Source organism: Microbacterium sp. 1154, assembly GCF_031455375.1.
Lineage (GTDB): Bacteria > Actinomycetota > Actinomycetes > Actinomycetales > Microbacteriaceae > Microbacterium.
In genome coordinates, this window is the sequence record NZ_JAVDSN010000001.1 from 555,975 (window position 1) to 578,659 (window position 22,685).

The 22,685-nt window shown below is 67.3% G+C and carries 23 protein-coding genes and 2 tRNA genes; 15 read left to right on the forward strand and 10 right to left on the reverse strand.

Going from position 1 to position 22,685, the window contains the following annotated elements; genetic code table 11:
* Positions 1-2: 2 nt before the first annotated feature.
* Genes yidD through rpmH form a run of 3 tightly spaced genes read right to left on the reverse strand, consistent with a single transcriptional unit; the run spans position 3 to position 840 of the window.
* The gene (gene yidD / locus J2X55_RS02455; protein ID WP_115917466.1) at positions 3-359 is read right to left on the reverse strand and encodes a membrane protein insertion efficiency factor YidD; all 357 of its coding nucleotides are present in this window, start codon (positions 357-359) and stop codon (positions 3-5) included.
* Positions 356-694, reverse strand: coding sequence for a ribonuclease P protein component (gene rnpA / locus J2X55_RS02460; RefSeq protein WP_115916435.1), 339 nt, complete (start codon positions 692-694; stop codon positions 356-358). The genes yidD and rnpA overlap by 4 nt, the downstream gene beginning before the upstream one ends.
* A gap of 8 nt (positions 695-702) precedes the next feature.
* On the reverse strand, positions 703-840 hold the full coding sequence (gene rpmH, locus J2X55_RS02465; RefSeq protein WP_013584598.1) for a 50S ribosomal protein L34: 138 nt from the start codon (positions 838-840) through the stop codon (positions 703-705).
* A gap of 295 nt (positions 841-1,135) precedes the next feature.
* Here rpmH and dnaA point away from each other — a divergent pair, with 295 nt between their 5' ends.
* The 9 genes from dnaA to J2X55_RS02510 all read left to right on the forward strand — a co-directional run bounded on the left by dnaA (position 1,136) and on the right by J2X55_RS02510 (position 11,292).
* On the forward strand, positions 1,136-2,557 hold the full coding sequence (gene dnaA, locus J2X55_RS02470) for a chromosomal replication initiator protein DnaA (RefSeq protein ID WP_115916433.1): 1,422 nt from the start codon (positions 1,136-1,138) through the stop codon (positions 2,555-2,557).
* Positions 2,558-3,008: 451 nt separating this feature from the next.
* A complete protein-coding gene (gene dnaN, locus J2X55_RS02475) occupies positions 3,009-4,160 on the forward strand; it encodes a DNA polymerase III subunit beta (protein ID WP_115916431.1) in 1,152 nt (383 codons plus the stop codon).
* A gap of 47 nt (positions 4,161-4,207) precedes the next feature.
* Positions 4,208-5,362: a DNA replication/repair protein RecF gene (gene recF / locus J2X55_RS02480; RefSeq protein ID WP_115916429.1), complete on the forward strand. Its 1,155-nt coding sequence runs from the start codon at positions 4,208-4,210 to the stop codon at positions 5,360-5,362.
* Positions 5,355-5,843: a DciA family protein gene (locus J2X55_RS02485; protein WP_309821715.1), complete on the forward strand. Its 489-nt coding sequence runs from the start codon at positions 5,355-5,357 to the stop codon at positions 5,841-5,843. The genes recF and J2X55_RS02485 overlap by 8 nt, the downstream gene beginning before the upstream one ends.
* Before the next feature lie 119 nt (positions 5,844-5,962).
* Positions 5,963-8,002, forward strand: a complete 2,040-nt coding sequence (gyrB, locus tag J2X55_RS02490) for a DNA topoisomerase (ATP-hydrolyzing) subunit B (RefSeq protein ID WP_115916425.1) — start codon at positions 5,963-5,965, stop codon at positions 8,000-8,002.
* A 36-nt stretch (positions 8,003-8,038) separates the two neighbouring features.
* Positions 8,039-10,669 carry a DNA gyrase subunit A gene (gyrA, locus tag J2X55_RS02495; RefSeq protein WP_309821716.1) on the forward strand — a complete coding sequence of 877 codons (2,631 nt, stop codon included), beginning with the start codon at positions 8,039-8,041 and terminating at the stop codon, positions 10,667-10,669.
* Positions 10,666-11,067 carry a DUF3566 domain-containing protein gene (locus J2X55_RS02500; protein ID WP_103207439.1) on the forward strand — a complete coding sequence of 134 codons (402 nt, stop codon included), beginning with the start codon at positions 10,666-10,668 and terminating at the stop codon, positions 11,065-11,067. Before gyrA ends, J2X55_RS02500 begins: the two co-directional genes overlap by 4 nt.
* Before the next feature lie 65 nt (positions 11,068-11,132).
* A tRNA-Ile gene (locus J2X55_RS02505) sits at positions 11,133-11,206 on the forward strand.
* 13 nt (positions 11,207-11,219) lie between these two features.
* Positions 11,220-11,292 (forward strand) — tRNA-Ala (locus J2X55_RS02510).
* Positions 11,293-11,349: 57 nt separating this feature from the next.
* Here the strand turns inward: J2X55_RS02510 and J2X55_RS02515 are convergent.
* The gene (locus J2X55_RS02515; protein ID WP_309821717.1) at positions 11,350-12,609 is read right to left on the reverse strand and encodes an acyltransferase; all 1,260 of its coding nucleotides are present in this window, start codon (positions 12,607-12,609) and stop codon (positions 11,350-11,352) included.
* A 76-nt stretch (positions 12,610-12,685) separates the two neighbouring features.
* On the opposite strand from J2X55_RS02515, the gene J2X55_RS02520 reads away from it, so the two are divergent.
* Entirely contained in the window at positions 12,686-13,117 is a 432-nt protein-coding gene (locus tag J2X55_RS02520; protein WP_115916421.1) for an NUDIX hydrolase, read from the forward strand.
* A 3-nt stretch (positions 13,118-13,120) separates the two neighbouring features.
* On the opposite strand, the gene J2X55_RS02525 is transcribed toward J2X55_RS02520, so the two are convergent.
* A complete protein-coding gene (locus J2X55_RS02525; protein ID WP_115917464.1) occupies positions 13,121-13,594 on the reverse strand; it encodes an aminoacyl-tRNA deacylase in 474 nt (157 codons plus the stop codon).
* Positions 13,591-14,163, reverse strand: coding sequence for a DNA helicase (locus tag J2X55_RS02530; protein ID WP_115916419.1), 573 nt, complete (start codon positions 14,161-14,163; stop codon positions 13,591-13,593). The genes J2X55_RS02525 and J2X55_RS02530 overlap by 4 nt, the downstream gene beginning before the upstream one ends.
* 100 nt (positions 14,164-14,263) lie before the next feature.
* On the opposite strand from J2X55_RS02530, the gene J2X55_RS02535 reads away from it, so the two are divergent.
* Together J2X55_RS02535 and J2X55_RS02540 are read left to right on the forward strand one after the other, a co-directional pair.
* The gene (locus J2X55_RS02535) at positions 14,264-14,821 is read left to right on the forward strand and encodes a peptidylprolyl isomerase (RefSeq protein WP_115916417.1); all 558 of its coding nucleotides are present in this window, start codon (positions 14,264-14,266) and stop codon (positions 14,819-14,821) included.
* Positions 14,822-14,839: 18 nt separating this feature from the next.
* A complete protein-coding gene (locus tag J2X55_RS02540; protein ID WP_309821718.1) occupies positions 14,840-15,766 on the forward strand; it encodes a rhomboid family intramembrane serine protease in 927 nt (308 codons plus the stop codon).
* 51 nt (positions 15,767-15,817) lie between these two features.
* Here the strand turns inward: J2X55_RS02540 and J2X55_RS02545 are convergent, their stop codons facing one another.
* Positions 15,818-16,057, reverse strand: coding sequence for a cell division protein CrgA (locus J2X55_RS02545; protein ID WP_094735171.1), 240 nt, complete (start codon positions 16,055-16,057; stop codon positions 15,818-15,820).
* Positions 16,058-16,111: 54 nt separating this feature from the next.
* On the opposite strand from J2X55_RS02545, the gene J2X55_RS02550 reads away from it, so the two are divergent.
* Genes J2X55_RS02550 through J2X55_RS02560 form a run of 3 tightly spaced genes read left to right on the forward strand, consistent with a single transcriptional unit; the run spans position 16,112 to position 17,714 of the window.
* Positions 16,112-16,906 carry a class E sortase gene (locus J2X55_RS02550; RefSeq protein WP_309821719.1) on the forward strand — a complete coding sequence of 265 codons (795 nt, stop codon included), beginning with the start codon at positions 16,112-16,114 and terminating at the stop codon, positions 16,904-16,906.
* Positions 16,906-17,061: a hypothetical protein gene (locus J2X55_RS02555; protein WP_164481586.1), complete on the forward strand. Its 156-nt coding sequence runs from the start codon at positions 16,906-16,908 to the stop codon at positions 17,059-17,061. The genes J2X55_RS02550 and J2X55_RS02555 overlap by 1 nt, the downstream gene beginning before the upstream one ends.
* A complete protein-coding gene (locus J2X55_RS02560) occupies positions 17,058-17,714 on the forward strand; it encodes a glutamine amidotransferase-related protein (protein WP_309821720.1) in 657 nt (218 codons plus the stop codon). The genes J2X55_RS02555 and J2X55_RS02560 overlap by 4 nt, the downstream gene beginning before the upstream one ends.
* On the opposite strand, the gene pknB is transcribed toward J2X55_RS02560, so the two are convergent.
* From pknB to J2X55_RS02575, 3 genes are read right to left on the reverse strand one after another with little or no spacing between them, the layout of a single operon-like run.
* Positions 17,686-19,386: a Stk1 family PASTA domain-containing Ser/Thr kinase gene (gene pknB / locus J2X55_RS02565; RefSeq protein WP_309821721.1), complete on the reverse strand. Its 1,701-nt coding sequence runs from the start codon at positions 19,384-19,386 to the stop codon at positions 17,686-17,688. The two genes, J2X55_RS02560 and pknB, sit on opposite strands and share 29 nt — an antisense overlap.
* Before the next feature lie 34 nt (positions 19,387-19,420).
* Positions 19,421-21,196 carry a serine/threonine-protein kinase gene (locus J2X55_RS02570; RefSeq protein WP_309821722.1) on the reverse strand — a complete coding sequence of 592 codons (1,776 nt, stop codon included), beginning with the start codon at positions 21,194-21,196 and terminating at the stop codon, positions 19,421-19,423.
* A complete protein-coding gene (locus J2X55_RS02575; RefSeq protein ID WP_309821723.1) occupies positions 21,193-22,647 on the reverse strand; it encodes a penicillin-binding protein 2 in 1,455 nt (484 codons plus the stop codon). Before J2X55_RS02575 ends, J2X55_RS02570 begins: the two co-directional genes overlap by 4 nt.
* Positions 22,648-22,685: the final 38 nt, after the last annotated feature.

Consider the following 22,685-nt stretch of genomic DNA (forward strand, 5'->3'; position numbering starts at 1 on the left):
GATCAGTCCTTTCGGGAGGGCACGACGAATCCGTGCCGAGTGAGTTCGTGGCGGAAGGCCCGATGAGGACGGACGTCGTCGATGCCACCCTGAGCCCAGGGATGGCAGCGTGCGAGACGGGCCGCGGTGAACGCGATGCCCTTCACGAGTCCATGCTGCTGCACGGCGCCCACCGAATAGGCGGAGCAGGACGGGTAGTACTTGCACACGTCGCCGTAGACGTGCGAGATGGTGGCGCGATACGCGTGCAACAACGCCAGCCCCGCATTGCGGGGGAGGAGCGGGATGGATGCCGCGACACCGTCAGCGGTGAGCCGTCCGGCCCCCGTGGACGAGGTCGGGAGAGTCGAGACGCTCATACCGATGCTTTTCGTTCGAGGCATCGCACCACTTCGGCCCGAAGCGTCGGATAGTCGACGGTCGCGGCCGAAGGCAGCGCTCGGATGACAATCGAGGCGCCCCCGCGAACAGACGGGAGCGCCTCGGCGCACACCGCCTTCAGGCGGCGGCGAATGGTGTTACGGGTGACCGCGGAGCCGACCTGGCGGCTCACGATGAAGCCGAACCGGGGCGAATCGGTCTCGGCCGACGTTCCGACGTAGGTCACGGTGTGCGCTCCGGCACAGCGAGTGCCCCGTCGGACCGTGGCTTTGTAGTCCGATCCGCGGGTGAGTCGGTTCGGCTTCGCGAGCACCGGGTCCGTCAGGCCGAGAGCTCGGTGCGGCCCTTGGCGCGACGTGCGGCCAGGATGCCGCGGCCGGCACGCGTGCGCATGCGGGCGCGGAAGCCGTGCTTCTTGGCGCGGCGGCGGTTGTTGGGCTGGAAGGTGCGCTTGCTCATGGGTCACTCCGGAGGTGATGTCGCCCGATGCTCTTCTGCCGGGGACGGGGGTCGGGACTGCCGTATAGGCATAAGTCAACCGACTAAGGCTACGTCGCGCGCGGCGTTAACTCAAACCGAGAAAGCGACCGCCCATTATCCCCAGGCGTTGTCCACAAGCGTGGCAAAGACACGCGACCGAGTCCTACAGTGGATTTTGCTCCGACAGGGCCGCGAACTAGCGTGGCCACGGAAGTTATCCACAGGTTCGACGCGACACGTCGATCACCCGTCGCGTCAAGATCCCGGAGGGGCTATGTCTCTGCACGAAGCACCGGATGTGCCCGTCTGGTCATCCGTGCTCGACCAGCTTCTCACCGATGATCGGGTCACCCCGCAGTTGCACGGCTTCCTCAACCTCGCCGTCCCGCAGGGGGTGATGGGCGGAACGCTGTACTTGGACGTCCCGAACGACCTCACTGCCGCCCAGTTCAACAAGCGCATGCGCGCGCCCATCCTCGAGGCGCTCGCGCAGGTGCAGGGAGACGACCCTCAGGTCGGGACGTTCCGAGTCGTCGTGAACCCCGACGTGATCGAGACGCAGCGCAGCTCCTCCGCCGCCCCGCGCGAGGAGCGTCCCCAGCCCGCACCCGCACTCTCGCCCGTGAATGAGCCGGCCCCCGATCCGATCGTGCCGGCATCGCGAAACGACACACGTCTCAACCCCAAGTACACCTTCGACAACTTCGTCATCGGGCAGTCCAACCGCTTCGCGCACGCAGCGGCGGTCGCCGTCGCCGAGGCGCCCGCCAAGGCGTACAACCCGCTGTTCATCTACGGCGATTCCGGCCTCGGCAAGACCCACCTCCTCCACGCGATCGGCGACTACGCCGCGAGCATGTACGCCGGCATCCGAGTCCGCTATGTCTCGAGCGAAGAGTTCACGAACGACTTCATCAACTCGATCGCCAACAACCGGGGCTCGGCCTTCCAGGCGCGCTATCGCGACGTCGACATCCTGCTGATCGACGACATCCAGTTCCTGCAGGGGCGCGCCGAGACGCAGGAAGCGTTCTTCCACACGTTCAACACGCTGCACGACCACGACAAGCAGGTGGTCATCACGAGCGACCTGCCGCCGAAGCAGCTGACCGGCTTCGAAGACCGCATGCGCAGTCGATTCGAATGGGGCCTGATCACCGACGTCCAGGCACCCGACCTCGAAACGCGCATCGCGATCCTGCGGAAGAAGGCGCAGAGCGAGCGGCTTCTCATCCCCGATGACGTGCTCGAGTACATCGCCACGGTCGTCTCGTCCAACATCCGCGAGCTCGAGGGCGCGCTCATCCGCGTCTCCGCGTTCGCCAGTCTGAACCGCTCGACGCTCGACATGTCACTCGCACAGACGGTCCTGCGCGACATCATCGACCAGGACGACGCCAACGTCATCTCGCCGACGGACATCATCACCGCGACCGCGCAGTACTTCAAACTGTCGGTCGACGATCTGTACGGCTCGAGCCGTTCGCAAGCTGTGGCCACCGCTCGACAGATCGCGATGTACCTCTGTCGCGAGCGGACGAGCCTGTCGCTCCCGAAGATCGGGCAGCTGTTCGGCAACCGCGATCACACGACAGTGATGTACGCGTACAAGAAGATCAGCGACCTCATGAAGGAGCGCCGGTCGATCTTCAACCAGGTGTCGGAGATCACCAGCCAGCTGGGACGTATGCGCTGAACGCTCGTCTGACGAAGGGGCTCGACCACGACCGTGGTTCGGGCCCCTTTCTGTTTTTCTGCCCCTGATCAGGCGTTGATGGCCTTACATAGGGGGTTTCTGCGCGGGTTCTACACAGTGTGGAAAACCTGTGGATAACTCGAATTTCCTCGGGATGATCTGTGCACCGACGCGTTAACACTGTGGACGAGCGAGCGATGGCGCTCGCGCCGTCGCGTGTTAACTCGACAGGCTCTCCGCAGCTCGTCCACAGTTGACGACCCCCGTGTCCCCTGCTGTTAACAAGCGTGTCGTGAGTTATCCACACTCTCCACAGCTGTTAACAAGATGAAGATCCCAGTTCTTTGTTAAGAGAGATTCGATGACCTTGCCGTGGGAACGTCGCTCGACAGGCGTCGCCGGAAGGGGGCACTAGCATGGGTAAGCCATACCCGCCGTCAAGGGAGCACCCGTGAAGTTCCACGTCAATCGCGATGTGTTCAGCGAAGCCGTCTCGTTCGTGGTCAAGCTCCTGCCGCAGCGCAACCCGCAGCCGATCCTGGCCGGCGTGCTCATCGAGGCGAACGAGCAAGGACTGACCCTCGCCGCCTTCGACTACGAGGCTTCCGCCCGCACGACGATCGAGGCGACGGTCGACGAGCCCGGCACGATCCTCGTCCACGGCCGACTCCTCAGCGACATCGCCAGCCGTCTGCCCAACGCCCCGATCCAGATCGCGGTCGACGACGACGGCGGCATCCTCCTCACGTGCGGCTCGGCACGCTTCACGCTCGCCTCGATGCCCGTGCAGGAATACCCGGCGATCCCCGAGGTCACCGGCGAATCCGGTCTCGTCCCCGCCGACGAGTTCGCCACGGCCATCGCCCAGGTCGCGTTCGCGGCGTCGCGCGACGACGTGACCCCCGTCCTCACCGGCGTGCAGCTCGAGGTCTCGGGCACGCGCCTGAGCCTGGTCGCGACCGACCGCTACCGCGTGGCCCTCCGTGAGATCCCGTGGGATGGCGGGGCCGTGGCATCCGATGAGACCACCTCCGCTCTCGTTCCGGCCCGCACCCTGCAGGAGGTCGGCAAGACCTTCGCTCACAGCGGCGACATCTCGATCGCGTTCTCCGGCTCGGGCGACCGCGAGATCATCGCGTTCTCGTCGGGCAACAAGACCGTCACGTCGCTGCTGATCAAGGGCAACTTCCCGCCCGTGCGTCGTCTGTTCCCCGCACAGACCGAGCACCACAGCGTGGTCAACACGGCCGAGCTCATCGAAGCGGTCCGTCGCGTCGCGCTCGTGCTCGACCGCTCTGCTCCTCTGCGTTTCACGTTCGGCCCCGACGGCGTCTCGATGGATGCCGCGGGCACCGAGCAGGCTCGCGCCAACGAGTCCGTCGACGCCACGCTCGTCGGAGATGAGGTCACGCTGGGCCTCAACCCGCAGTACCTCATCGAGTCGCTCGGCGCGGTCCGGAGCGAGTTCACGCGCATCACCTTCACCTCCAGCGACAACGCGAACAAGCTCAGCCCCGTTCTGGTCACGCCGCAGACGTCGGTCGAGAAGGGCGGCGAGGGCACCTTCAAGTACCTCCTTCAGCCCAACCTGCTCTTGCGCTGAGCGGCATCCCACGCTGCCGTGTCGGAGGTGGCGGGTAGTCTGACTCGGTGATCGTGGAGCAGCTCGGACTGAAGGACTTCCGCAATTACGCGGAAGCCGATGTCGCGCTCTCCTCGGGGGCGAACGTCTTCGTCGGCCGCAACGGCCAGGGCAAGACGAACCTCGTCGAAGCGGTGGCGTACCTGGCGACTCTCGGCTCGCATCGTGTGTCGAACGATGCGCCTCTCGTCAAAGACGGGACGGATGCCGCGATCGTCCGCGCACGGCTCGCTCACGGCGAACGCAGCGTTCTTCTCGAGCTGCAGCTCAACCGCCAGGGCGCGAACAAGGCGCGCGTCAACGGCGTCAACGTCCGCACCTCCGAGCTTCCCCGCTATGCGCAGGTCGTCCTGTTCGCTCCGGAAGATCTACAGATCGTCCGGGGCGATCCTTCCGCCCGCCGCCGGTTCGCCGATCAGCTCATCGTGCAGCGCATCCCGCGCATGGCCGGGGTGCTCGGCGACTACGACCGTGTTCTGCGCCAGCGCAGCGCTCTGCTGAAGTCGGCGCGCGCTCGCGGTCTCCGCGGCGAGGCGCTGAGCACGCTCGACGTCTGGGACGAGAAGCTCGTCGCTCTGGGCACCGAGGTGATCGAGGCGCGGAGCGCGTTGGCATCCGACCTCTCCGATCCCGTGGCTCGGGCGTACGCGGCGATCGCCGGCGCCGACCACGAGCCGCGGCTGTCCTGGGCACTGTCTGTCGGCGGAGGCGATCCCGAAGAGGGCGACGCCGTCGACGCGGCGGGATCGAGCGAGCCCCTGGCCGACCAGTTCCGTGCGGCCCTCGCGGCCAAGCGCTCGGCCGAGCTCGAGCGCGGTCTGACACTCGTCGGACCGCACCGCGACGATCTCGTCCTGCGTGTGCGCGGTCTCCCCGTCAAGGGATACGCCTCGCACGGCGAATCGTGGTCGGTCGCACTCGCCCTGCGCCTGGCATCCGCCGAACTGCTGCGCGCCGAATCGCGACTGGGCGACCCGGTCCTCATCCTCGACGACGTCTTCGCCGAGCTCGACGCCGGCCGCCGCTCCCGGTTGGCCGAGCTCGCGGGCGGGTATGAGCAGGTCATCGTCACCTCGGCTGTCGAAGAGGACGTCCCCGACGCCCTGCGCGCGCACGTCGTGCGTGTCGAGGCGGGCCGCATCGAGGAGCCCCGCGGTGAGTGACGACGCCGAGATTCCCGAGACGATGTCGACCTACCTGCGTCTGCGAGGGCTCGAGCCGTCGCCGTACCGCAAGAAGAAGCGACGTCGGCGTGCCGACGACGGCGAGAACGCCCCCTTCAGTCCCGGGCGCGACCCCCGTGGCCTGGGGGACGTCATCTCGGCGCTCACGCAGTCGGCCGGGTGGGAACCCCAGCTCTCGCGCGAGGATCTCGTGCGCACCTGGGACGACGTCGCAGGCTCGGACACCGCCGCGCACACGCGTCCGGTCGCTCTCGAGAACGGCACACTCACCGTTCAGGCCGATTCGACGGCCTGGGCCAAACAGCTGCAGTTCATGCGGGCGCAGATCCTCTCGGAGATCCTCCGACGCTTTCCCGAGGCCGGTGTCGAAGCGATCCGGTTCGTGGGCCCGGACGTCCCCTCGTGGAAATGGGGGCCCAGAGCCGTTCCAGGCCGCGGTCCGCGCGATACCTACGGTTGAGTCATGGTCGATCCCGGCTTGACGTGATTTATCCCCGCATTGGGGCGTACAAGCCATTTCGGGAGCCCTTCCGCGATAGGATGGAGGTTCCGACGAACCGATCTGGAGCGCGCGTACCCATGACGTCCGAAAACCCCGACAGCGTTTCCGAGGAACCCGAAGTCCCCGCCGCGGCGAAGAAGGTTCCCAACGAGTACGGGGCAGACGCCATCCAGGTGCTCGAAGGCCTCGAGGCCGTTCGTAAGCGTCCCGGTATGTACATCGGCTCCACCGGTGAGCGCGGCCTGCACCACCTCGTGCAAGAGATCGTCGACAACTCCGTCGACGAGGCGCTGGCCGGCTACTGCGACACGATCCAGGTCACCATTCTCGGCGACGGTGCCGTGCGCGTGGTCGACAACGGCCGCGGCATCCCCGTCGACATGCACCGCACCGAGGGCAAGTCGACCGTCGAGGTCGTTCTGACCGTGCTGCACGCCGGTGGAAAGTTCGGCGGCGGCGGCTACGCCGTCTCGGGTGGTCTCCACGGTGTCGGCTCGTCGGTCGTGAACGCTCTCTCCACGCGCCTCGAGGTCGAGGTCCGACGTCAGGGCCACGTGTGGCGTCAGTCGTTCCGCGAGGGAGGCGTGCCCCTCGCTCCTCTCTCGAAGGACGAAGAGAGCGACGAGACGGGCACGACGATCACCTTCTGGCCGGATGCCACGATCTTCGACACCATCGACTTCGACTACGACACGCTGCGCACGCGTTTCCAGCAGATGGCCTTCCTCAACAAGGGCCTGCGGATCAGCCTGCGCGACGAGCGCCCGCAGTCCGTCGTCACCGAGGGAGAGCCGGGTGAAGAGGTCACCGACGCCCGTCACGACACATTCCTGTACGAGCGCGGCCTCGTCGACTACGTCGAGCACCTCAACCGCGTGCGCAAGGCCGACGTGGTCAACGACGAGATCATCGAGGTCGAGTCCGAGGACACCGAGCGCAAGATCGCGCTCGAGCTCGCGATGCAGTGGACGACGGCATACACCGAGAACGTCTTCACCTACGCGAACACGATCAACACGCACGAGGGCGGCACCCACGAAGAGGGCTTCCGCGCGGCGCTGACGACGCTCGTCAACCGCTACGCCCGCGCCAACAACCTCCTCAAAGAGAAGGACGACAACCTCACCGGCGACGACATCCGCGAGGGTCTCACCGCGGTGATCTCGGTGAAGCTGTCGGAGCCGCAGTTCGAGGGTCAGACCAAGACCAAGCTCGGCAACACCGAGGCACGCGCCTACGTGCAGAAGGTGGTCGGCGACAAGCTGGGCGACTGGTTCGATCGCAATCCCGCTCAGGCGAAGAACATCATCCGCAAGGCCATCGACGCCGCGACCGCGCGTCTCGCCGCACGCAAGGCGCGCGAGACCGCCCGCCGCAAGAGCGTGTTCGAGTCGGCCGCCATGCCCGACAAGCTGAAGGACTGCACCTCGAAGGACCCCTCGATCAGCGAGATCTTCCTCGTCGAGGGTGACTCTGCCGGCGGCTCCGCGGTGCAGGGTCGCGACCCCCACACGCAGGCGATCCTGGCGCTCCGCGGCAAGATCCTCAACGTCGAGCGCGCGCGTCTCGACCGTGCCCTGGGCAACAAAGAGGTCCAGGCGATGATCCAGGCCTTCGGCACGGGCATCGGCGAAGACTTCGACATGGCCAAGGCGCGGTACCACAAGATCGTGCTGATGGCCGATGCCGACGTCGACGGTCAGCACATCACGACGCTGCTGCTGACGCTGCTGTTCCGCTACATGCGCGGACTCATCGAGGCGGGCTTCGTCTACCTCGCGCAGCCGCCGCTGTACCGCCTCAAATGGTCGAACCACCCCCACGAGTACGCGTACAGCGACCGTGAGCGCGACGCGATGCTCGTCGACGGTCAGGCCTCCGGTCGCCGGATCCCCAAAGACAACGGCATCCAGCGCTACAAGGGTCTCGGCGAGATGAACGACCACGAGCTGTGGGAGACCACGATGGACCCGCAGACGCGCACGCTCAAGCAGGTCACCATCGACGATGCCGCGGCAGCCGACGAGATCTTCTCGGTGCTCATGGGTGAAGACGTCGAGTCGCGACGCAGCTTCATCCAGCGCAACGCCAAAGACGTCCGCTTCCTCGACATCTGATCTCGCACGACGCATTCATCACGGAACTGAGAAGACATGGCTGACGACATCACGCCCGAACCCGACGACGTCCGCGGCGAGCCGGCGCACGACCACGGGAAGATCGACCAGGTCGACCTCCAGCTCGAGATGCAGCGGAGCTACCTCGACTACGCGATGAGCGTCATCGTCGGGCGTGCTCTGCCCGACGTGCGCGACGGCCTCAAGCCCGTGCACCGGCGCGTGATCTACGGCATGTACGACGGCGGCTTCCGCCCCGACAAGTCGTTCTCGAAGTGCGCCCGTGTCGTGGGTGAGGTGATGGGTCACTACCACCCGCACGGTGACGCTCCCATCTACGACGCCCTCGTACGCCTCGTCCAGCCCTGGTCGCTGCGCTACCCGCTCGCTCTCGGACAGGGGAACTTCGGTTCGCCCGGCAACCAGGGCGCCGCAGCCCCCCGGTACACCGAGACCAAGATGGCTCCCCTCGCGCTCGAGATGGTGCGCGACATCGAAGAAGAGACCGTCGACTTCCAGGACAACTACGACGGTCAGACGCAGGAGCCGACGGTCCTGCCCGCGCGCTTCCCGAACCTGCTCGTCAACGGCTCGGTCGGCATCGCCGTCGGCATGGCCACGAACATCCCCCCGCACAACCTGCGCGAGGTCTCGGCCGGTGCCCTCTGGGCCCTCGAGAATCCGGATGCCACGCGCGAGGAACTGCTCGAAGCGCTCATGGAGCGTATCCCCGGCCCCGACTTCCCGACGCGCGCGCAGATCCTCGGTACCCGCGGCATCAAGGACGCGTACCGCACCGGTCGCGGGTCGATCACGATGCGGGCCGTCGTCAACATCGAAGAGATCCAGGGCCGCACGTGCCTCGTGATCACCGAGCTGCCCTATCAGGTGAACCCCGACAACGTCGCGGTCAAGATCGGCGACCTCGCCCGCGAGGGCAAGATCACCGGTGTCGCCGACATCCGCGACGAGAGCTCGGGTCGCACCGGCCAGCGCCTGGTCGTGGTGCTCAAGCGCGACGCCGTCGCGAAGGTCGTGCTGAACAACCTGTACAAGCACACGCAGCTGCAGGAGAACTTCGGCGCGAACATGCTCGCGATCGTCGATGGTGTGCCTCGCACGCTCTCGCTCGACGGCTTCATCAGCCTGTGGATCGACCACCAGGTCGAGGTCATCGTGCGTCGCACGCAGTACCGGCTTCGTAAGGCCGAAGAGCGCATGCACATCCTGCGGGGTTACCTGAAGGCGCTCGACGCGCTCGACGAGGTCATCGCGCTCATCCGTCGATCGCCCACGGCTCAGGATGCCAACGTGGGACTGCAGAAGCTCCTCGACATCGACGACGTCCAGGCGCAGGCGATCCTCGACATGCAGCTGCGACGACTCGCGGCCCTCGAGCGCCAGAAGATCGTCGACGAGGCCACCGAGCTCGAGGCCCGCATCGCGGACTACAACGACATCCTCGCCACCCCCGCACGTCAGCGCACCATCATCCGCGACGAGCTCACGGCCATCACCGATCGTTTCGGCGACGACCGTCGCACCGAGATCCTCCACGGATTCGACGGCGACGTGTCGATCGAAGACCTCATCGCCGAAGAAGAGATGGTCGTCACGGTCACCCGTGACGGGTACATCAAGCGCACGCGCAGCGACAACTACCGTTCGCAGCACCGCGGTGGCAAGGGCGTGAAGGGTGCGCAGCTGCGCGCCGACGATGTGGTCGAGCACTTCTTCGTCACCACGACACACCACTGGCTGCTGTTCTTCACGAACAAGGGCCGGGTGTACCGCTCCAAGGCGTACGAGGTCCCCGAGGCCGGTCGGGATGCCAAGGGTCAGCACGTCGCGAACCTGCTCGCCCTGCAGCCCGACGAAGAGATCGCGCAGATCCTCGACATCCGCGACTACAGCGTCGCGACCTACCTCGTGCTCGCGACCCGAAACGGTCTCGTGAAGAAGACCCGTCTCGACGAGTACGACACCAACCGCCAGGGTGGGGTGATCGCCATCAAGCTCCGCGGCCAGGTCGCCGAGGAGGGCGACGAGGCCGAGCAGGGCAGCGCCGACGAGCTGGTCAGCGCGATGCTGGTCGACGAGGGTGACGACATCCTCCTCATCAGCCGCCTCGGACAGTCGTTGCGCTTCTCCGCCACCGACAGTGCGCTGCGCCCGATGGGTCGGTCGACCTCGGGCGTGAAGGGCATGGACTTCCGCGAGGGCGACAGCCTGCTCTCGGCATCCGTCGCGAAAGACGACGAGTTCGTCTTCGTCGTGACCGAGGGCGGCTATGCAAAGCGCACCGCGGTCACCGAGTACCGCATGCAGAATCGCGGTGGTCTTGGCATCAAGGTGGCCCGTCTGACCGACGACCGCGGCGTTCTCGCGGGCGGAATGATGGTGTCGGAGGGCGACGAGGTCCTCGTGGTTCTTGCCAGCGGCAAGGTGGTACGCTCTGCCGTGGCCGAGGTACCCGCCAAGGGACGCGACACCATGGGTGTCGTGTTCGCACGAGCCGGAGGTGATGACAAGATCATCGCCATCGCCCGAAACGCAGAGCGGAACCTGACCGAGACGACGGAGACGACCACCGAGCCCGCCGCTTCTCCCGCGGACGAGGCCGACGCCTCCTCTTCCGAGACCCCCGAGGAAAGTACTGACGCATGAGCACGGTAGCCGACAAGCTCGCCAAGAAGTCGACTCACAAGACCCCCGCCAAGCAGGTCCGTCTGCGCCTGGTGTACATCGACTTCTGGTCGGCGGTGAAGCTGTCGTTCCTGGCGGCGGTCGCCCTGGCCATCGTGACGGTCGTGTCGTACTTCTTGATCTACCTCGTGGTGTCGGCGACGCTGCTGACGAAACTCGACGAGTTCTTCACCAGCTTCACCGACGGTGGCGCCACCCTCTCGCAGTACGTGGGTCTGCCCCAGGTCATGGCATTCGCCGCCATCATCGCCATCCTCAATCTCGTCATCGTGACGGTGCTCGGCGCCGTGATGGCGGGCATCTACAACCTGGCGGTCAAGGTCACCGGTGGCCTTCTCGTCGGGTTCACCTCGAACTGACGTCGATTCGTCAAAACCTCGCAAGTCCGGTAAAGTCTTCGAGGTTGACATCACGTCAGCGAGACGGGGCTATAGCTCAGGCGGTTAGAGCGCTTCACTGATAATGAAGAGGTCCCAGGTTCAAGTCCTGGTAGCCCCACCCCTTCCCTCGCGGGGCCTTAGCTCAGCTGGTAGAGCGCCTGCTTTGCAAGCAGGATGTCAGGAGTTCGAATCTCCTAGGCTCCACATTCGACAACGAAGAGCCGGTCCGACAGGACCGGCTCTTCGTGTTTGCCGACGTGATCACGCGGAGTCGCGTCGCCCTCTCCGCAGCAGGACGACGGATGCCGTGTACAGGACCGCTCCGCCGATCGCGAGGGCCGCATTCATCCCCTGCAGCGTGACGCCGAAGGGCGGCAGGAACGCACAGATCCATGCGATCGCCAAGATGGCCCCTGACGGTGCCGCGGGCAGTGTGCCCAAAGCCTCGAATCGGACGAGCATCAGCGAGAGCAGCCACAGCACCACTGCCGTCGCGAGGATGACGAGCGGGCGCGACGCCCACCACTCCGGACTCGCGGGAGCAGGGGCGGCGCCGGGGACGAGCAGCGCGATGCCCGAGATCACGAGGATGACGGGAAGGTGCCACAGGTACACCGTCATGAGCCGGGAACCGATCACGAAGACGACCCCCTGCGCGACCCGGGTGCGCATGAGCGCGGTGAGCGCGGGCTTGGCCAGACGCAGGAGACACGCCTGGGCGAGACCTAACAGCACGAGCGGAAGAGTGGGCGGGTTGAGGTTGGCGAGCATGTTGGTCGAGTACGGTCCCCAGGCCACCACGGCGCCGACCACGAGGTAACAGGCGAGGGCGAGGGCGATGAGGGACACGGGCGACCGACGGTCGAACCATCCGTCGCGGTACCAGAACCCCAGTTGCTGGATGAGCGGCCAGACGAACAGGAGGTTGAGGTACCCCAACTCCTCCACTCCGGAGAGGAATCGCAGCGCGTCGACCGCGATGACCGCGACGAGAAGGACCACGAGAGTGCCCCGAGGAGCCCGCTCGTGCCCGTGCGCGGCGAGAGGGACCACGGCCTGGCACAACAGGTAGGCGGCCAGGAACCACAGCGGCATCCCGACTCCGACGACGGCGGCATCGACCAGGGACGGATCGACGCCGATGGCGGCCGCGGCGGCCAGGACGATCGCGACGAAGACGAACAGGGGCAGAGCCGGCTGCGCGAGCCGGAGCGTTCGAGAGCGGATGAATCCGCGCGCGTCGCCGCCGCGGCTCGTCCACGTCGACCATCCCGCGGCGGACGCGAAGCCACCGACGACGAAGAAGAGCGGCATGATCTGACCGAACCAGGTCGCGGCGTCGAACCACGACTGCATCTCTGCGGGCCGAGACGTGACGAGGGAGCCGTCCGGGCCCCAGCCGACCCCCACCTGCAGCAGGTGCACGATGACCACGAAGCACACGGCGGTGACGCGAGCGAGATCCAGCGTGAGATCGCGACGCGAGATGTCGGGCGTCGTCGGGGAGAGCTCAGTGCGCATGGCACCATCGTGACGGGTACCGGGCGCTTCCCGTCAACTCCGACACGCGGGTGAAGAGCCTCGCTAGAGTCTGGTCATGGACATGCGCGTGGCGGCGTACGCCGTCGTCACCGACGCCGACGACCGTGTGCTGCTCGCCCACTGGATCGACGGTCGGCGAGGGGCGTGGACCCTTCCCGGCGGGGGCCTCGAGGAGGGCGAAGACCCCGCGCACGCGGTACGCCGCGAAGTGCGCGAAGAGACGGGATTCCGGGTGGTGGTCGAGGAACTGCTCGGCATCCACTCCCGGGTCATCCCCGCGGAGGCCCGGCTCGCGGACGGCGCGACCGGTCCGCTGCATGCGCTGCGGATCGTCTACCGTGCCCGGATCGCCGGCGGCCGGCTGCGATTCGAGACGGACGGATCCACCGATCGGGCCGAGTGGTTCACCCTAGGGGCGACCCGGAAGCTCCGTCGCGTTCAACTGGTCGACGTCGCCCTGCGCATGGCAGGCCTGCTCGGCTCGTGAACGTCAGGCGCGTTCCGCGGTGATGTCGGCGACGGTCGCGCCGTAGGCGGCGATGAGATCGTCGGCCTCGACGAACAGGCTGTAGCCGTGTGCCCCGGCGCCCATGGCGATCCGCGTACCGACGATGCGCTCGTCGGCGAAGACGGGCCAGTCCGTCGTGCTGCCGATGGGGACGATGGTGCCCCGTTCGTAGCCGGTGGCGGCGAGGGCGAGCTCGGGCTCGGGAAGCCGCAGCTTGTTCACCCCGACCACCGCGCGGAGCTTCGGCCACGAGATGGCGCGGTCGCCGGGCACGAGGGCGAAGAGATAGGTGTCGTCCGAGCGTTTGACGACCAGCGTCTTCACGATGGATGCAGAAGGGATGCCGAGCAGCTCGGCCGCCTCGTCGAGGCTCGACGCCGCGGGACGCTCGCGCACATCGACAGAGAGGCCGCGCTCACGCGCGGCCTCTCTGACTCTGATGGTGGGATCGCTCACGCGTCCGGTGCGCGCAGCGGGTCGTCCGCCACCCACAGCTCGTCGTCGGCGCGCAGCGTCTGCCACGCGGCGTAGGCGACGCCCGCAGCGGCGACGACGCCCAGGACGATGGCGATGACGCCACCGGCACCGATACCGTCGCGCTGCGACGGGAGCTTCTTGGACAGACGCTTCGAGGCCTGCTTGCCGTACTTCTCGGCGCGCTTGGCGTACTTGTGCGTGTCGAGCTCGAAACCACGGCCCTTCGCGAGGCGGTCGCGGGTGTCGCCCGCGGCGTCCCAGACCGACATCGCGCCGCCGACCACGGCACCGGCCGCCGGGACGACCTTGTTGCTGAGGAAGCGGTTGCTGTACTTGACGCTCTTGTCGACGTACGGAGCGGCGTACTTGTTGTACCCGTCCTGCACGGCGGGGACGAGGTCTTCGCGGCTGAAGCGACCGAGCTGGTGGCCGGCTTCACGAGCGACCTTCCCGCTCTCGCCCAGCAGCACCTGCTGCGACTCCCACACCTTGGCGGCGTGCTTCTGGAGCTTGCGCAGTTCCTTCTTGCTCTTGCGGCTGAGGCCCACGGCTCATCCTCCCTGTCGATGGGATGTACGTTCGTTCATCTTGCCAGAAGGGGTCGCCGGCACCGCCGACCCTTGCAGATAACTCTGAGAGAATGTACCCATGGCCAACCACACCGCCGTCGCGACCCTGCACACCAACCACGGCGACATCGTCGTCAACCTGTTCGGCGACCACGCTCCGCGTACCGTCCGCAACTTCGTCGGGCTCTCCGACGGAACTCAGGAGTGGACGAACCCGGCGACGGGCGCCAAGGGCGAGGGTCCTCTCTACAAGGACGTCATCTTCCACCGCATCATCCCCAACTTCATGATCCAGGGCGGCGACCCGCTCGGACAGGGCATCGGCGGACCCGGATACAACTTCAACGACGAGATCAGCCCCGAGCTCGATTTCACCCAGCCCTACAAGCTCGCCATGGCCAACGCGGGTCTTCGCCGCAACGCCATCACCGGCCAGCCCGAGGGCACCAACGGTTCGCAGTTCTTCATCACGACCGACCCCACCCCGTGGCTCCAGGGCAAGCACACGATCTTCGGCGAGGTCGCCGACGACGCCTCGAAGGCCGTCGTCGACAAGATCGCCTCCGTTCCCACCGCCGCGGGCGACCGTCCGATCGAGCCCGTCGTGCTCCAGTCGGTCGACGTCGTCTCGGTCTGACCTCCTAGGCGGCGGCGGGTGTCCACGACCGACGAGTTCCGTCGCAACAGCGACAACTTCTGTTACAGGCATCCCGACCGGCAGAGCTTCGTGCTGTGTCAACGGTGCATGCGCACCGTGTGTTCGGAGTGCCGCACACCCGCCGCCGTCGGCGTCATCTGCCCCGAGTGCATGGCGCAACAGCGCGCCTCGCAGACCCCTGCCCAGAAGAAGGCGCAGCGGCGCTGGGCATCGCGCCCCATGTCGGTGGTGTCGTCCGGCCGGCCGCAGATGACCCTCGGCATCATCGCCGTCACCGGGCTCGTCTATATCATCGGTCTCATCCCCGGTGCGGGGGGCTTCGTCCGGAACCTGCTCGCGTTCAACAGCCTCTACGTGGTGCCGCAGCTGGGCGTGCTGGAGCCGTGGCGGCTGCTCACGGTGGCCCTCGTCCACAGCGGCTTCTTCCACGTGGGCCTGAACATGCTGGCCCTGTGGTTCATCGGTCGCAGTCTCGAGCCCCTCCTCGGGCGCGCGCGATTCCTCACGCTCTACCTGATCGGCGCCCTGGGTGGATCCGTTGCCGTCGCCCTGCTCGCCCCCGGTGTCTGGACGGTGGGTGCCTCGGGCGCGATCTTCGCGCTATTCGGTGCCCTGCTGGTGATCGGCCGTCACATCGGGGCGGACATTCGCGTCATCGCCGTGCTCATCGCCATCAACTTCGCCTGGCCGTTCGTCGTGGCGGCGATCGGCGCGATCGGATCCGGCGACTTCGTCGGCTCTCTGGCGTCGGTCGGGATCTCGTGGCAGGCCCACCTCGGCGGCCTCGTCACCGGAGCGGGCGTCGGTCTGATCTATTCGCGTACTCGAGCGGCGACGCAGAAGCGCCTTCAGATCGGGCTGCTGATCGGCTTCACCGTGTTGGTGATCGCCCTGCTGGCCATCCCGGCGCTGTTCTACGTGTGAGAGTTATCCACAGGCTCATCCACAGGTGGGGATGAATTACACGTCTGTAACTCAGCGCCACTTCGTGGTCATGAGGAACCCGACGAACGCGATGCCGAAACCGATGACCAGGTTCCACGGACCGATGCCCGGAATCGGGAACTGCGAGTTGCTGAGGTAGAACACCAGTACCCACACGAGGCCGATGAGCATGAGGCCGATCATGATGGGCAGGAACCACACCGGGTTCGGAGCCGATCCACCTTCGTTGCGCTCAGCGATCGGGTCTTCGCCTTTGCCAGTTCGAGCCATGCCGGACAGTCTAACGGTCAGGTACGCGTGATCCCGCGGAACTAGACTGCCCTCGTGCAGACCGTCGACCAGCCGCAGACCCGTCGGGGATCACGGCGCGGGCGCGCGCCGCGTCGACGGGTGTCCGTCATCGGAGTGATCGGCGACCTGCTGGTCACCGCCGGCGTCCTGGTGCTCCTCTTCGTCGTGTGGCAGCTCTGGATCGGCGACGCCATCATCGGCGCGCAGTTCAAGGACCAGGGCAAAGAGCTCAGCGAGCAATGGAACGCCGACCCGCCGCCCCCTGCTCCCTCGACCACCACGACCTCTCCGGCGCAGCCCGCGGCGCCGCCGACGGCGGACCCGCCCGCCCTCGACCAGCCGGGAGACGCACAACGATTCGGCGTCGTCTACATCCCGCGCCTCGGGCCCGACTACCACTTCACCGTGGCCGGTGGCGTCAGCTCGTCGCGCACGCTCGACCCGATCGGGCTGGGGCACTACCCCGACACCGCCATGCCCGGTCAGGTGGGCAACTTCGCCATCGCCGGCCACCGCGGCAGCCATGGAGCCCCCTTCGCCGATCTGCCCTCGCTGCGGATCGGCGACGCCATCGTCGTCGAGACCGAGGCCGGCTGGTTCACCTACCGGTTCCGCAACATCGAGTACGTGCGCCCCGACGGTGTGAACGTCTTGTTGCCCACGCCGCAGCAGCCTCAGATCGAGGCGACGGACCGCGTCATCACCATGACCACCTGCAGTCCGCGCTACGGATTCTCGGAGCGGGCGATCGGGTACGGCGTCTTCGAATCCTTCACCCCGCGCACCGACGCGGGTCCGCCGACGTCCCTGACCTCTGGAGCAGCCTGATGTACGGAGCCCTGTGGCGCGTCCTCCCCGGTCCCTGGTGGGTGCGTCTGTTGATCGTGCTGGTGCTTCTCGCGGCCGTCCTCTACGGACTGTTCTTCTACGTCTTCCCCTGGGTGAGCGACCTCGTCTATCCCCAGGAGGTCACGGTCGAGTGAGGCCCTGGCGCGTCGCCGTCGTCGACAATCGCGACAGCTTCGTCCACACGCTCGCGGGTTACGTCCGCGACCTCGGTGCCGAGACCGTCGTGATCGACGCGCACGAGCCCGCGCTGCCCCGGCGGGTCGTGCGCGACGCGAATGCGATCCTCGTCTCCCCGGGTCCCGGGCACCCCGACGATGCCGGCCACTCCGTCGCCGTCGTGCGCGCGGCCTTCGATGCCGGCATCCCTCTGCTCGGGGTCTGTCTCGGTCACCAGGCCATCGCGACGGCTTTCGGCGCGCGGGTGGGGCACGCGCCGGAGCTGCTGCACGGGATCACCAGCGTCATTCGACACCGGGGCGAGGGGGTCTTCGCCGACCTGCCCGAGGACTTCGTCGCCACGAGGTACCACTCTCTCGCGGTCGAACCGCAGTCGCTCCCGGCCGAGCTCGAGATCACGGCGCGGACGGATGGCGGCGTGGTGATGGGGATACGCCATCGGCTGGCGCCGATCGAGGGTGTGCAGTTCCACCCCGAGAGCGTGCTCACCGAGGGAGGTCACGTTCTGCTCGGTCGTTGGCTCGAGAACACCGGGCTGGCCGGGGCCGCCGCCCGTGGCGCGCGACTTCACCCACGCGGGGTCAGGAGCCCGAGCACACCGTCAGCGTGATCTCGCTGTGCACGGGGACTTCGCCCGGGGCCAGAGACTGCGTCTTGACCGTCGGGGGCGTCGCGGCCTTGCATCCGGGGTCCTGCTGCGTCTTGACGGTCAACTGCTTCGCGTCGGACTCCAGCTCGCGCTGGGCCGCCTCGAGCGTGTAGCCGGTGTAGTCGACGATGACGACCTGACCACTCGCGACCACGAGGTTGACCGTGGTGCCCTTGGCGACCTCGGCACCCGACTGGACGCTCGACGAGATGATCGTTCCCGCCGCCAGCGCGGGGTCGTCCTGACGTCGGATGGACCCGACCGAGAGGCCGGCGTTCTGCAGCGAGGTGCGCGCTTCGCTCTCGGTGATCCCGTCGAGCGTCGGCACGGTCGCGGTGTCGGGGCCGGTGGAGACGTAGATCGTGACCCTCTGACCGGAGGTGACGTTCGTTCCCGCCTCGGGGACCGTACTGACGACGTTTCCGGCGGCCACCTTCTCGTCGGACTCGTTCACGCGGCTCGTCGTGAGCTGTTGTCCTTCGAGGGTCTCGACGGCGCGCTCGTACGACATGTCGACGACGTTGGGAACGGTGTAGGCGCTCGTGGGGACGTCGTTGCTCGGCTGGATCTGCATGACCCAGATGAGAACGGCCACCAGCAGGACGGCGAGGACGGTGACGCCCGCCCAGATCCAGGCCACCGGGGGCCCGGGCTGAGTGCGGCGCATCGTCGTGTCGGTGCTGAGCTGGCGCAGCGAGCGAGCCGTTTCAGCCGCCTGGCGCGGGTTCGGCCCATATAGTTCGTTGGACAGCGCCGACATCTGGCGCTTCGTGGGTCCCTTGCCGTCGACCGTCTCGTCGAGTGCCTCGCGGAAGCTCGCAGCGTCCTGCGGGCGCTGGAACGGGTCCTTCGCCAGGGCGCGCAACACGATGGCATCCAGAGCCCGGGGCACCGTCTCGACGATCTCACTGGGCGGTACGGGCGCCTCGCTGACGTGCTGGTAGGCCACGGCCACCGGAGTCTCGCCGCGGAACGGCGTGCGGCCGGTGAGGAGTTCGTAGAGCACGACGCCGGTGGAGTACAGGTCGGCGCGTGCGTCGACCGACTCGCCTTTGGCCTGCTCGGGCGAGAAGTACGCCGCCGTCCCGACGATCGCGGTGGTCTCGGCGACCGTCGACGACGAGTCGGACACCGCGCGGGCGATGCCGAAGTCCATGACCTTCACGCGACCGGAGTCGGTGATCATGACGTTGCCGGGCTTGATGTCGCGGTGGACGACTCCGGCACGGTGCGAGTACTCGAGAGCTTCCAGGATGCCGTCGACGTACCGCAGCGCGTCGTCGGTGGGCACCGGGCCGGCGGCGATGACGTCCTTCAGCAGGCGGCCGTGCACCAGTTCCATGACGATGTACGGCACGGGGCGCTCCTGGCCATCCGCGCTCGTCTCGACGTCTTCGCCCGCGTCGAACACCCGGACGATCGTCGGGTGCGCCATGCGCGAGGCCGCCTGCGCCTCGAGGCGGAAGCGCGTGCGGAACGCCGCATCTCCGGCCAGATCGGCCTTGAGGACCTTGATCGCGACCGTGCGGCCGAGCGTCTGGTCGTACCCGCGATAGACGCTGGCCATGCCGCCGCGACCGACGAGGTCGTCGACGCGGTAGCGCCCGGAAAGGACGCGCGTCTCAGTGGTCACGGGTGGAGCTCCTGGCGTGGGGGGATGGGGGGGATCAGGGCTTGACGGTGGGAACCGCGGCCGAGGTCGGGGACGACGACGGGGTGCTGCCGCCCGAGATCGTCGCCGAGGCCTCACCCGACGGACCGGCCGTCCGGTCGCCGGCACCCGAGCAGCTGACGGTGTACGTCACGCGCAGGGTCTGACCGGGGGCATTGCTGACCGTCAGCTTGGCGTTGCGCGCGTCCGGCGCGAACGACGCGGTCGACTGACCGTTGGTGTCGAAGGTGCCGTTGGTCGCGGTGAAGTTGTACGACGTGACAGAACCGGTCCCCGAGGGGCACGAGTACTGCTGCCACGAGACCTGGATGTCGCTCCCGGCCGTCACCGAGGTTCCGGGCAGGGTCGGGGTGCCGGGGGTGGAGAGCGGCGTCTCGTCACCGTAGACCGTGACCTCGATGTTGGTGCCCTGCGGGTTGCGGCCGGTGGGGTCGACCACGTAGATCTTTCCGACCTGGTCGGCGCTCGCTGCAGCGTTGCCGGTGGCGCAGGTGGCGCCGAGGTTCGCGTCACGCAGAAGCTCCCGGGCCTCATCGCAGGTCTTGCCGATGAGGTTCAGCGCGTCGACGTCGACGAGAGTATTCGAGGGCGACGGGGCAGGCGACGGTGACGACGGTCGAGGTGCCGGGGTCGAGGCCGAGGCCGAGGGGCTCGTCGGAACGGCATCCGGTTCGCTCTGGTTCGACAGCAGCGTGACGAGCGTGCCGATCAGAACCAGCGCGAGCAGCGCGATGAGCGCGATCAACGGCCACGTCCACGGGCTGCGCTTCTTCTTCTGCGGCGCGGGGTCTTCTTCGGTGTGCTCCTCGGCGAGGAGCGAGGTCGCGGCCGCGGGCGTGGGCATGAGGCGCGTGGTGGCCGAGGTCTGTCCGCCAGCCGTGAGCAGCTGCGTCGCGTCGTCGAGGGCCGCGCCGCCCGCGATCGCCGGAACGGCGGCGGCAGCAGTGGCGAGGTCGCCGCGACGCAACGCCGTGGCGGCGCGCGAGACGGCGGCAGAGGAAGCGGGACGATCGTCGGGCTTCTTGGCGATCATGGCCATCACGAGGTTCTGGACCGGCTGCGCCACCGTGGGCGGGAGCGGTGCGGGCTGCTCGTTGATCTGCGCCATGGCGATCGCGACCTGCGACTCGCCCGTGAAGGGACGCTTGCCGGCGAGGCTCTCGTAGGCGACGATGCCGAGCGAGTACGTGTCGGTGGCGGGCGACGCCGGGTGGCCCGAAGCCTGCTCGGGCGAGAGGTACTGCACCGTGCCCATGACCTGGCCGGTCGCGGTGAGCGGCACCTGATCGGCGATGCGGGCGATGCCGAAGTCGGTGATCTTCACGCGACCGTCGGGCGTGATCAGCAGGTTGCCCGGCTTGATGTCGCGGTGGACGAGACCCGCTGCGTGCGCGGCCTGGAGGGCGGCCGCGGTCTGAGCGACGATGTCGAGGGTCTTGTCGGTCGACAGCGACCCGTCGCGTTCGAGGATCGTCGACAGGGCTTCGCCCGGGACGAGTTCCATCACGAGGAAGGCGCTGCCGTCTTCCTCGCCGTAGTCGAACACGCTCGCGATGCCTTCGTGGTTGACGAGAGCGGCGTGGCGGGCCTCGGCGCGGAAGCGCTCGAGGAAGCCCGGGTCGCCCATGTACTCGTCTTTGAGGATCTTGATCGCGACGGTCCGTCCGATGACGTGATCCGTCGCCTCCCAGACCTCGCCCATGCCGCCGATCGCGATCCGCGAATCGAGCTCGTAGCGTCCTCCGAAGGTCACACCTTGCGTCGGTCTCATTTACCCAGCACCGCCTCCATGACCTTCTTCGCTATCGGGGCGGCGATCTCGTTGCCGCTCCCGTTCTGCCCCTGGCCTCCACCGTTTTCGACGACCACGGCGACGGCGACCTGGGGGTCTTCCGCCGGTGCGAAGCCGGTGAACCAGAGAGTGTAGGGACGGGAATCGTTCTCCGCCGTGCCGGTCTTACCCGCCACTGCGACCCCGTCTATTCTTGCATTCGATGCTGCGCCGTCCTGGACGTTCGCCGTCATCATGGTGACCATCTGGGACGCGATCGAGGGCTCGAGAGCCCGCCCGAACTCGCTGCTGCTCGCCTCGTCCTTGACCGAGAGGTTCGGTTCGATGACGCGGTCGACCATGCGCGGATTCATCACGACGCCGCCGTTCGCGATGCCGGCCGAGACCATCGCCATCTGCAGGGGCGTGGCGCGGACGTCGCCCTGGCCGAAGCCGCTGAGCGCGGTCTGCGGGGCGTTCGGCGAGGCGGGGTAGGTCGACGGGGTGGACTCGAGCGGCAGGCTGAACGACTTGTTGAAGCCGTACTTCTCCGCCTCGGCGCGGATGGCGTCATCGCCGAGCTCGACGGCGAGTTCGGCCATCGGGATGTTGCAGCTCAGGCGCAGCGCGGTGGCGATCGTGACGGTGTCGCCCCCGCCGCAGGTGCCGCCGCCGGCGTTGCTGACGACGTTCGTCGACTGGGGCAGGGTGTACGCGGCGAGGTTCGGGAACGCGGAGTCGGGCGTGTAGCGACCGGATGCCAGAGCAGCCGAGGCCACGACGAGCTTGAACGTCGAGCCCGGGGGGTTGAGGTTGCCCGCGATGGCGCGGTTGTCCATCGGCTTCGACGAGTCGGCCACGAGCTGGTCGTACGCCGCGTTGACGGCATCGGTGTCGTGCGAGGCGAGCGTGTTCGTGTCGTAGCTGGGCGTCGAGACCATCGCGAGGATGCGGCCGGTCGACGGCTCGATCGCGACGACGGCGCCCTGCAGGTCACCCATGGCGTCCCAGGCGGCTTTCTGCACGTTCGGATCGAGAGAGAGCTCGACGTTCGAACCGCGCGGTGCCTGACCGGTGATGGCCCGGTCGATGCGCGAGAAGAACTGGTTCGAGTCCGACCCGCTGAGCACGCTGTTCTCCGCGGACTCGATCTGGGTTTTGGCATCGAGGACGGGGTTGATGTAGCCGGTCACGGGCGCCCACATCGCGGCATCCGTGTACTGACGCTGCCAGCTGTAGACGTCGTCCGAGGGGACGGAGGACGCGATCGCGGTGCCGCCGGCGATGATCGATCCACGCTGGATCTGATACGAGTCGTACAGCGCGCGGGTGTTGCCGGTGGTGTTGGTCAGCGAGTTGGCCTGTGCGACCTGGATGATGCTCGTCGAGGCGAAGAGGGCCAGGAACATCGCCAGCATCACGATGCTGAGGCGTCGGAGTTCTTTGGTCACGGTGCCTCCTCCATGATCGGGGCGTCGACGGGGGCGAG

What these genes read in the sequence shown, in the direction of transcription:
- yidD (WP_115917466.1), bottom strand. Translation starts at nt 359, where the DNA reads ATGAGCGTCTCGACTCTCCCGACCTCGTCCACGGGGGCCGGACGGCTC.
- rpmH (WP_013584598.1), bottom strand. Translation starts at nt 840, where the DNA reads ATGAGCAAGCGCACCTTCCAGCCCAACAACCGCCGCCGCGCCAAGAAG.
- dnaA (WP_115916433.1), top strand. Translation starts at nt 1,136, where the DNA reads ATGTCTCTGCACGAAGCACCGGATGTGCCCGTCTGGTCATCCGTGCTC.
- gyrB (WP_115916425.1), top strand. Translation starts at nt 5,963, where the DNA reads ATGACGTCCGAAAACCCCGACAGCGTTTCCGAGGAACCCGAAGTCCCC.
- gyrA (WP_309821716.1), top strand. Translation starts at nt 8,039, where the DNA reads ATGGCTGACGACATCACGCCCGAACCCGACGACGTCCGCGGCGAGCCG.
- J2X55_RS02500 (WP_103207439.1), top strand. Translation starts at nt 10,666, where the DNA reads ATGAGCACGGTAGCCGACAAGCTCGCCAAGAAGTCGACTCACAAGACC.
- J2X55_RS02515 (WP_309821717.1), bottom strand. Translation starts at nt 12,609, where the DNA reads ATGCGCACTGAGCTCTCCCCGACGACGCCCGACATCTCGCGTCGCGAT.
- J2X55_RS02520 (WP_115916421.1), top strand. Translation starts at nt 12,686, where the DNA reads ATGGACATGCGCGTGGCGGCGTACGCCGTCGTCACCGACGCCGACGAC.
- J2X55_RS02535 (WP_115916417.1), top strand. Translation starts at nt 14,264, where the DNA reads ATGGCCAACCACACCGCCGTCGCGACCCTGCACACCAACCACGGCGAC.
- J2X55_RS02545 (WP_094735171.1), bottom strand. Translation starts at nt 16,057, where the DNA reads ATGGCTCGAACTGGCAAAGGCGAAGACCCGATCGCTGAGCGCAACGAA.
- J2X55_RS02555 (WP_164481586.1), top strand. Translation starts at nt 16,906, where the DNA reads ATGTACGGAGCCCTGTGGCGCGTCCTCCCCGGTCCCTGGTGGGTGCGT.
- J2X55_RS02570 (WP_309821722.1), bottom strand. Translation starts at nt 21,196, where the DNA reads ATGAGACCGACGCAAGGTGTGACCTTCGGAGGACGCTACGAGCTCGAT.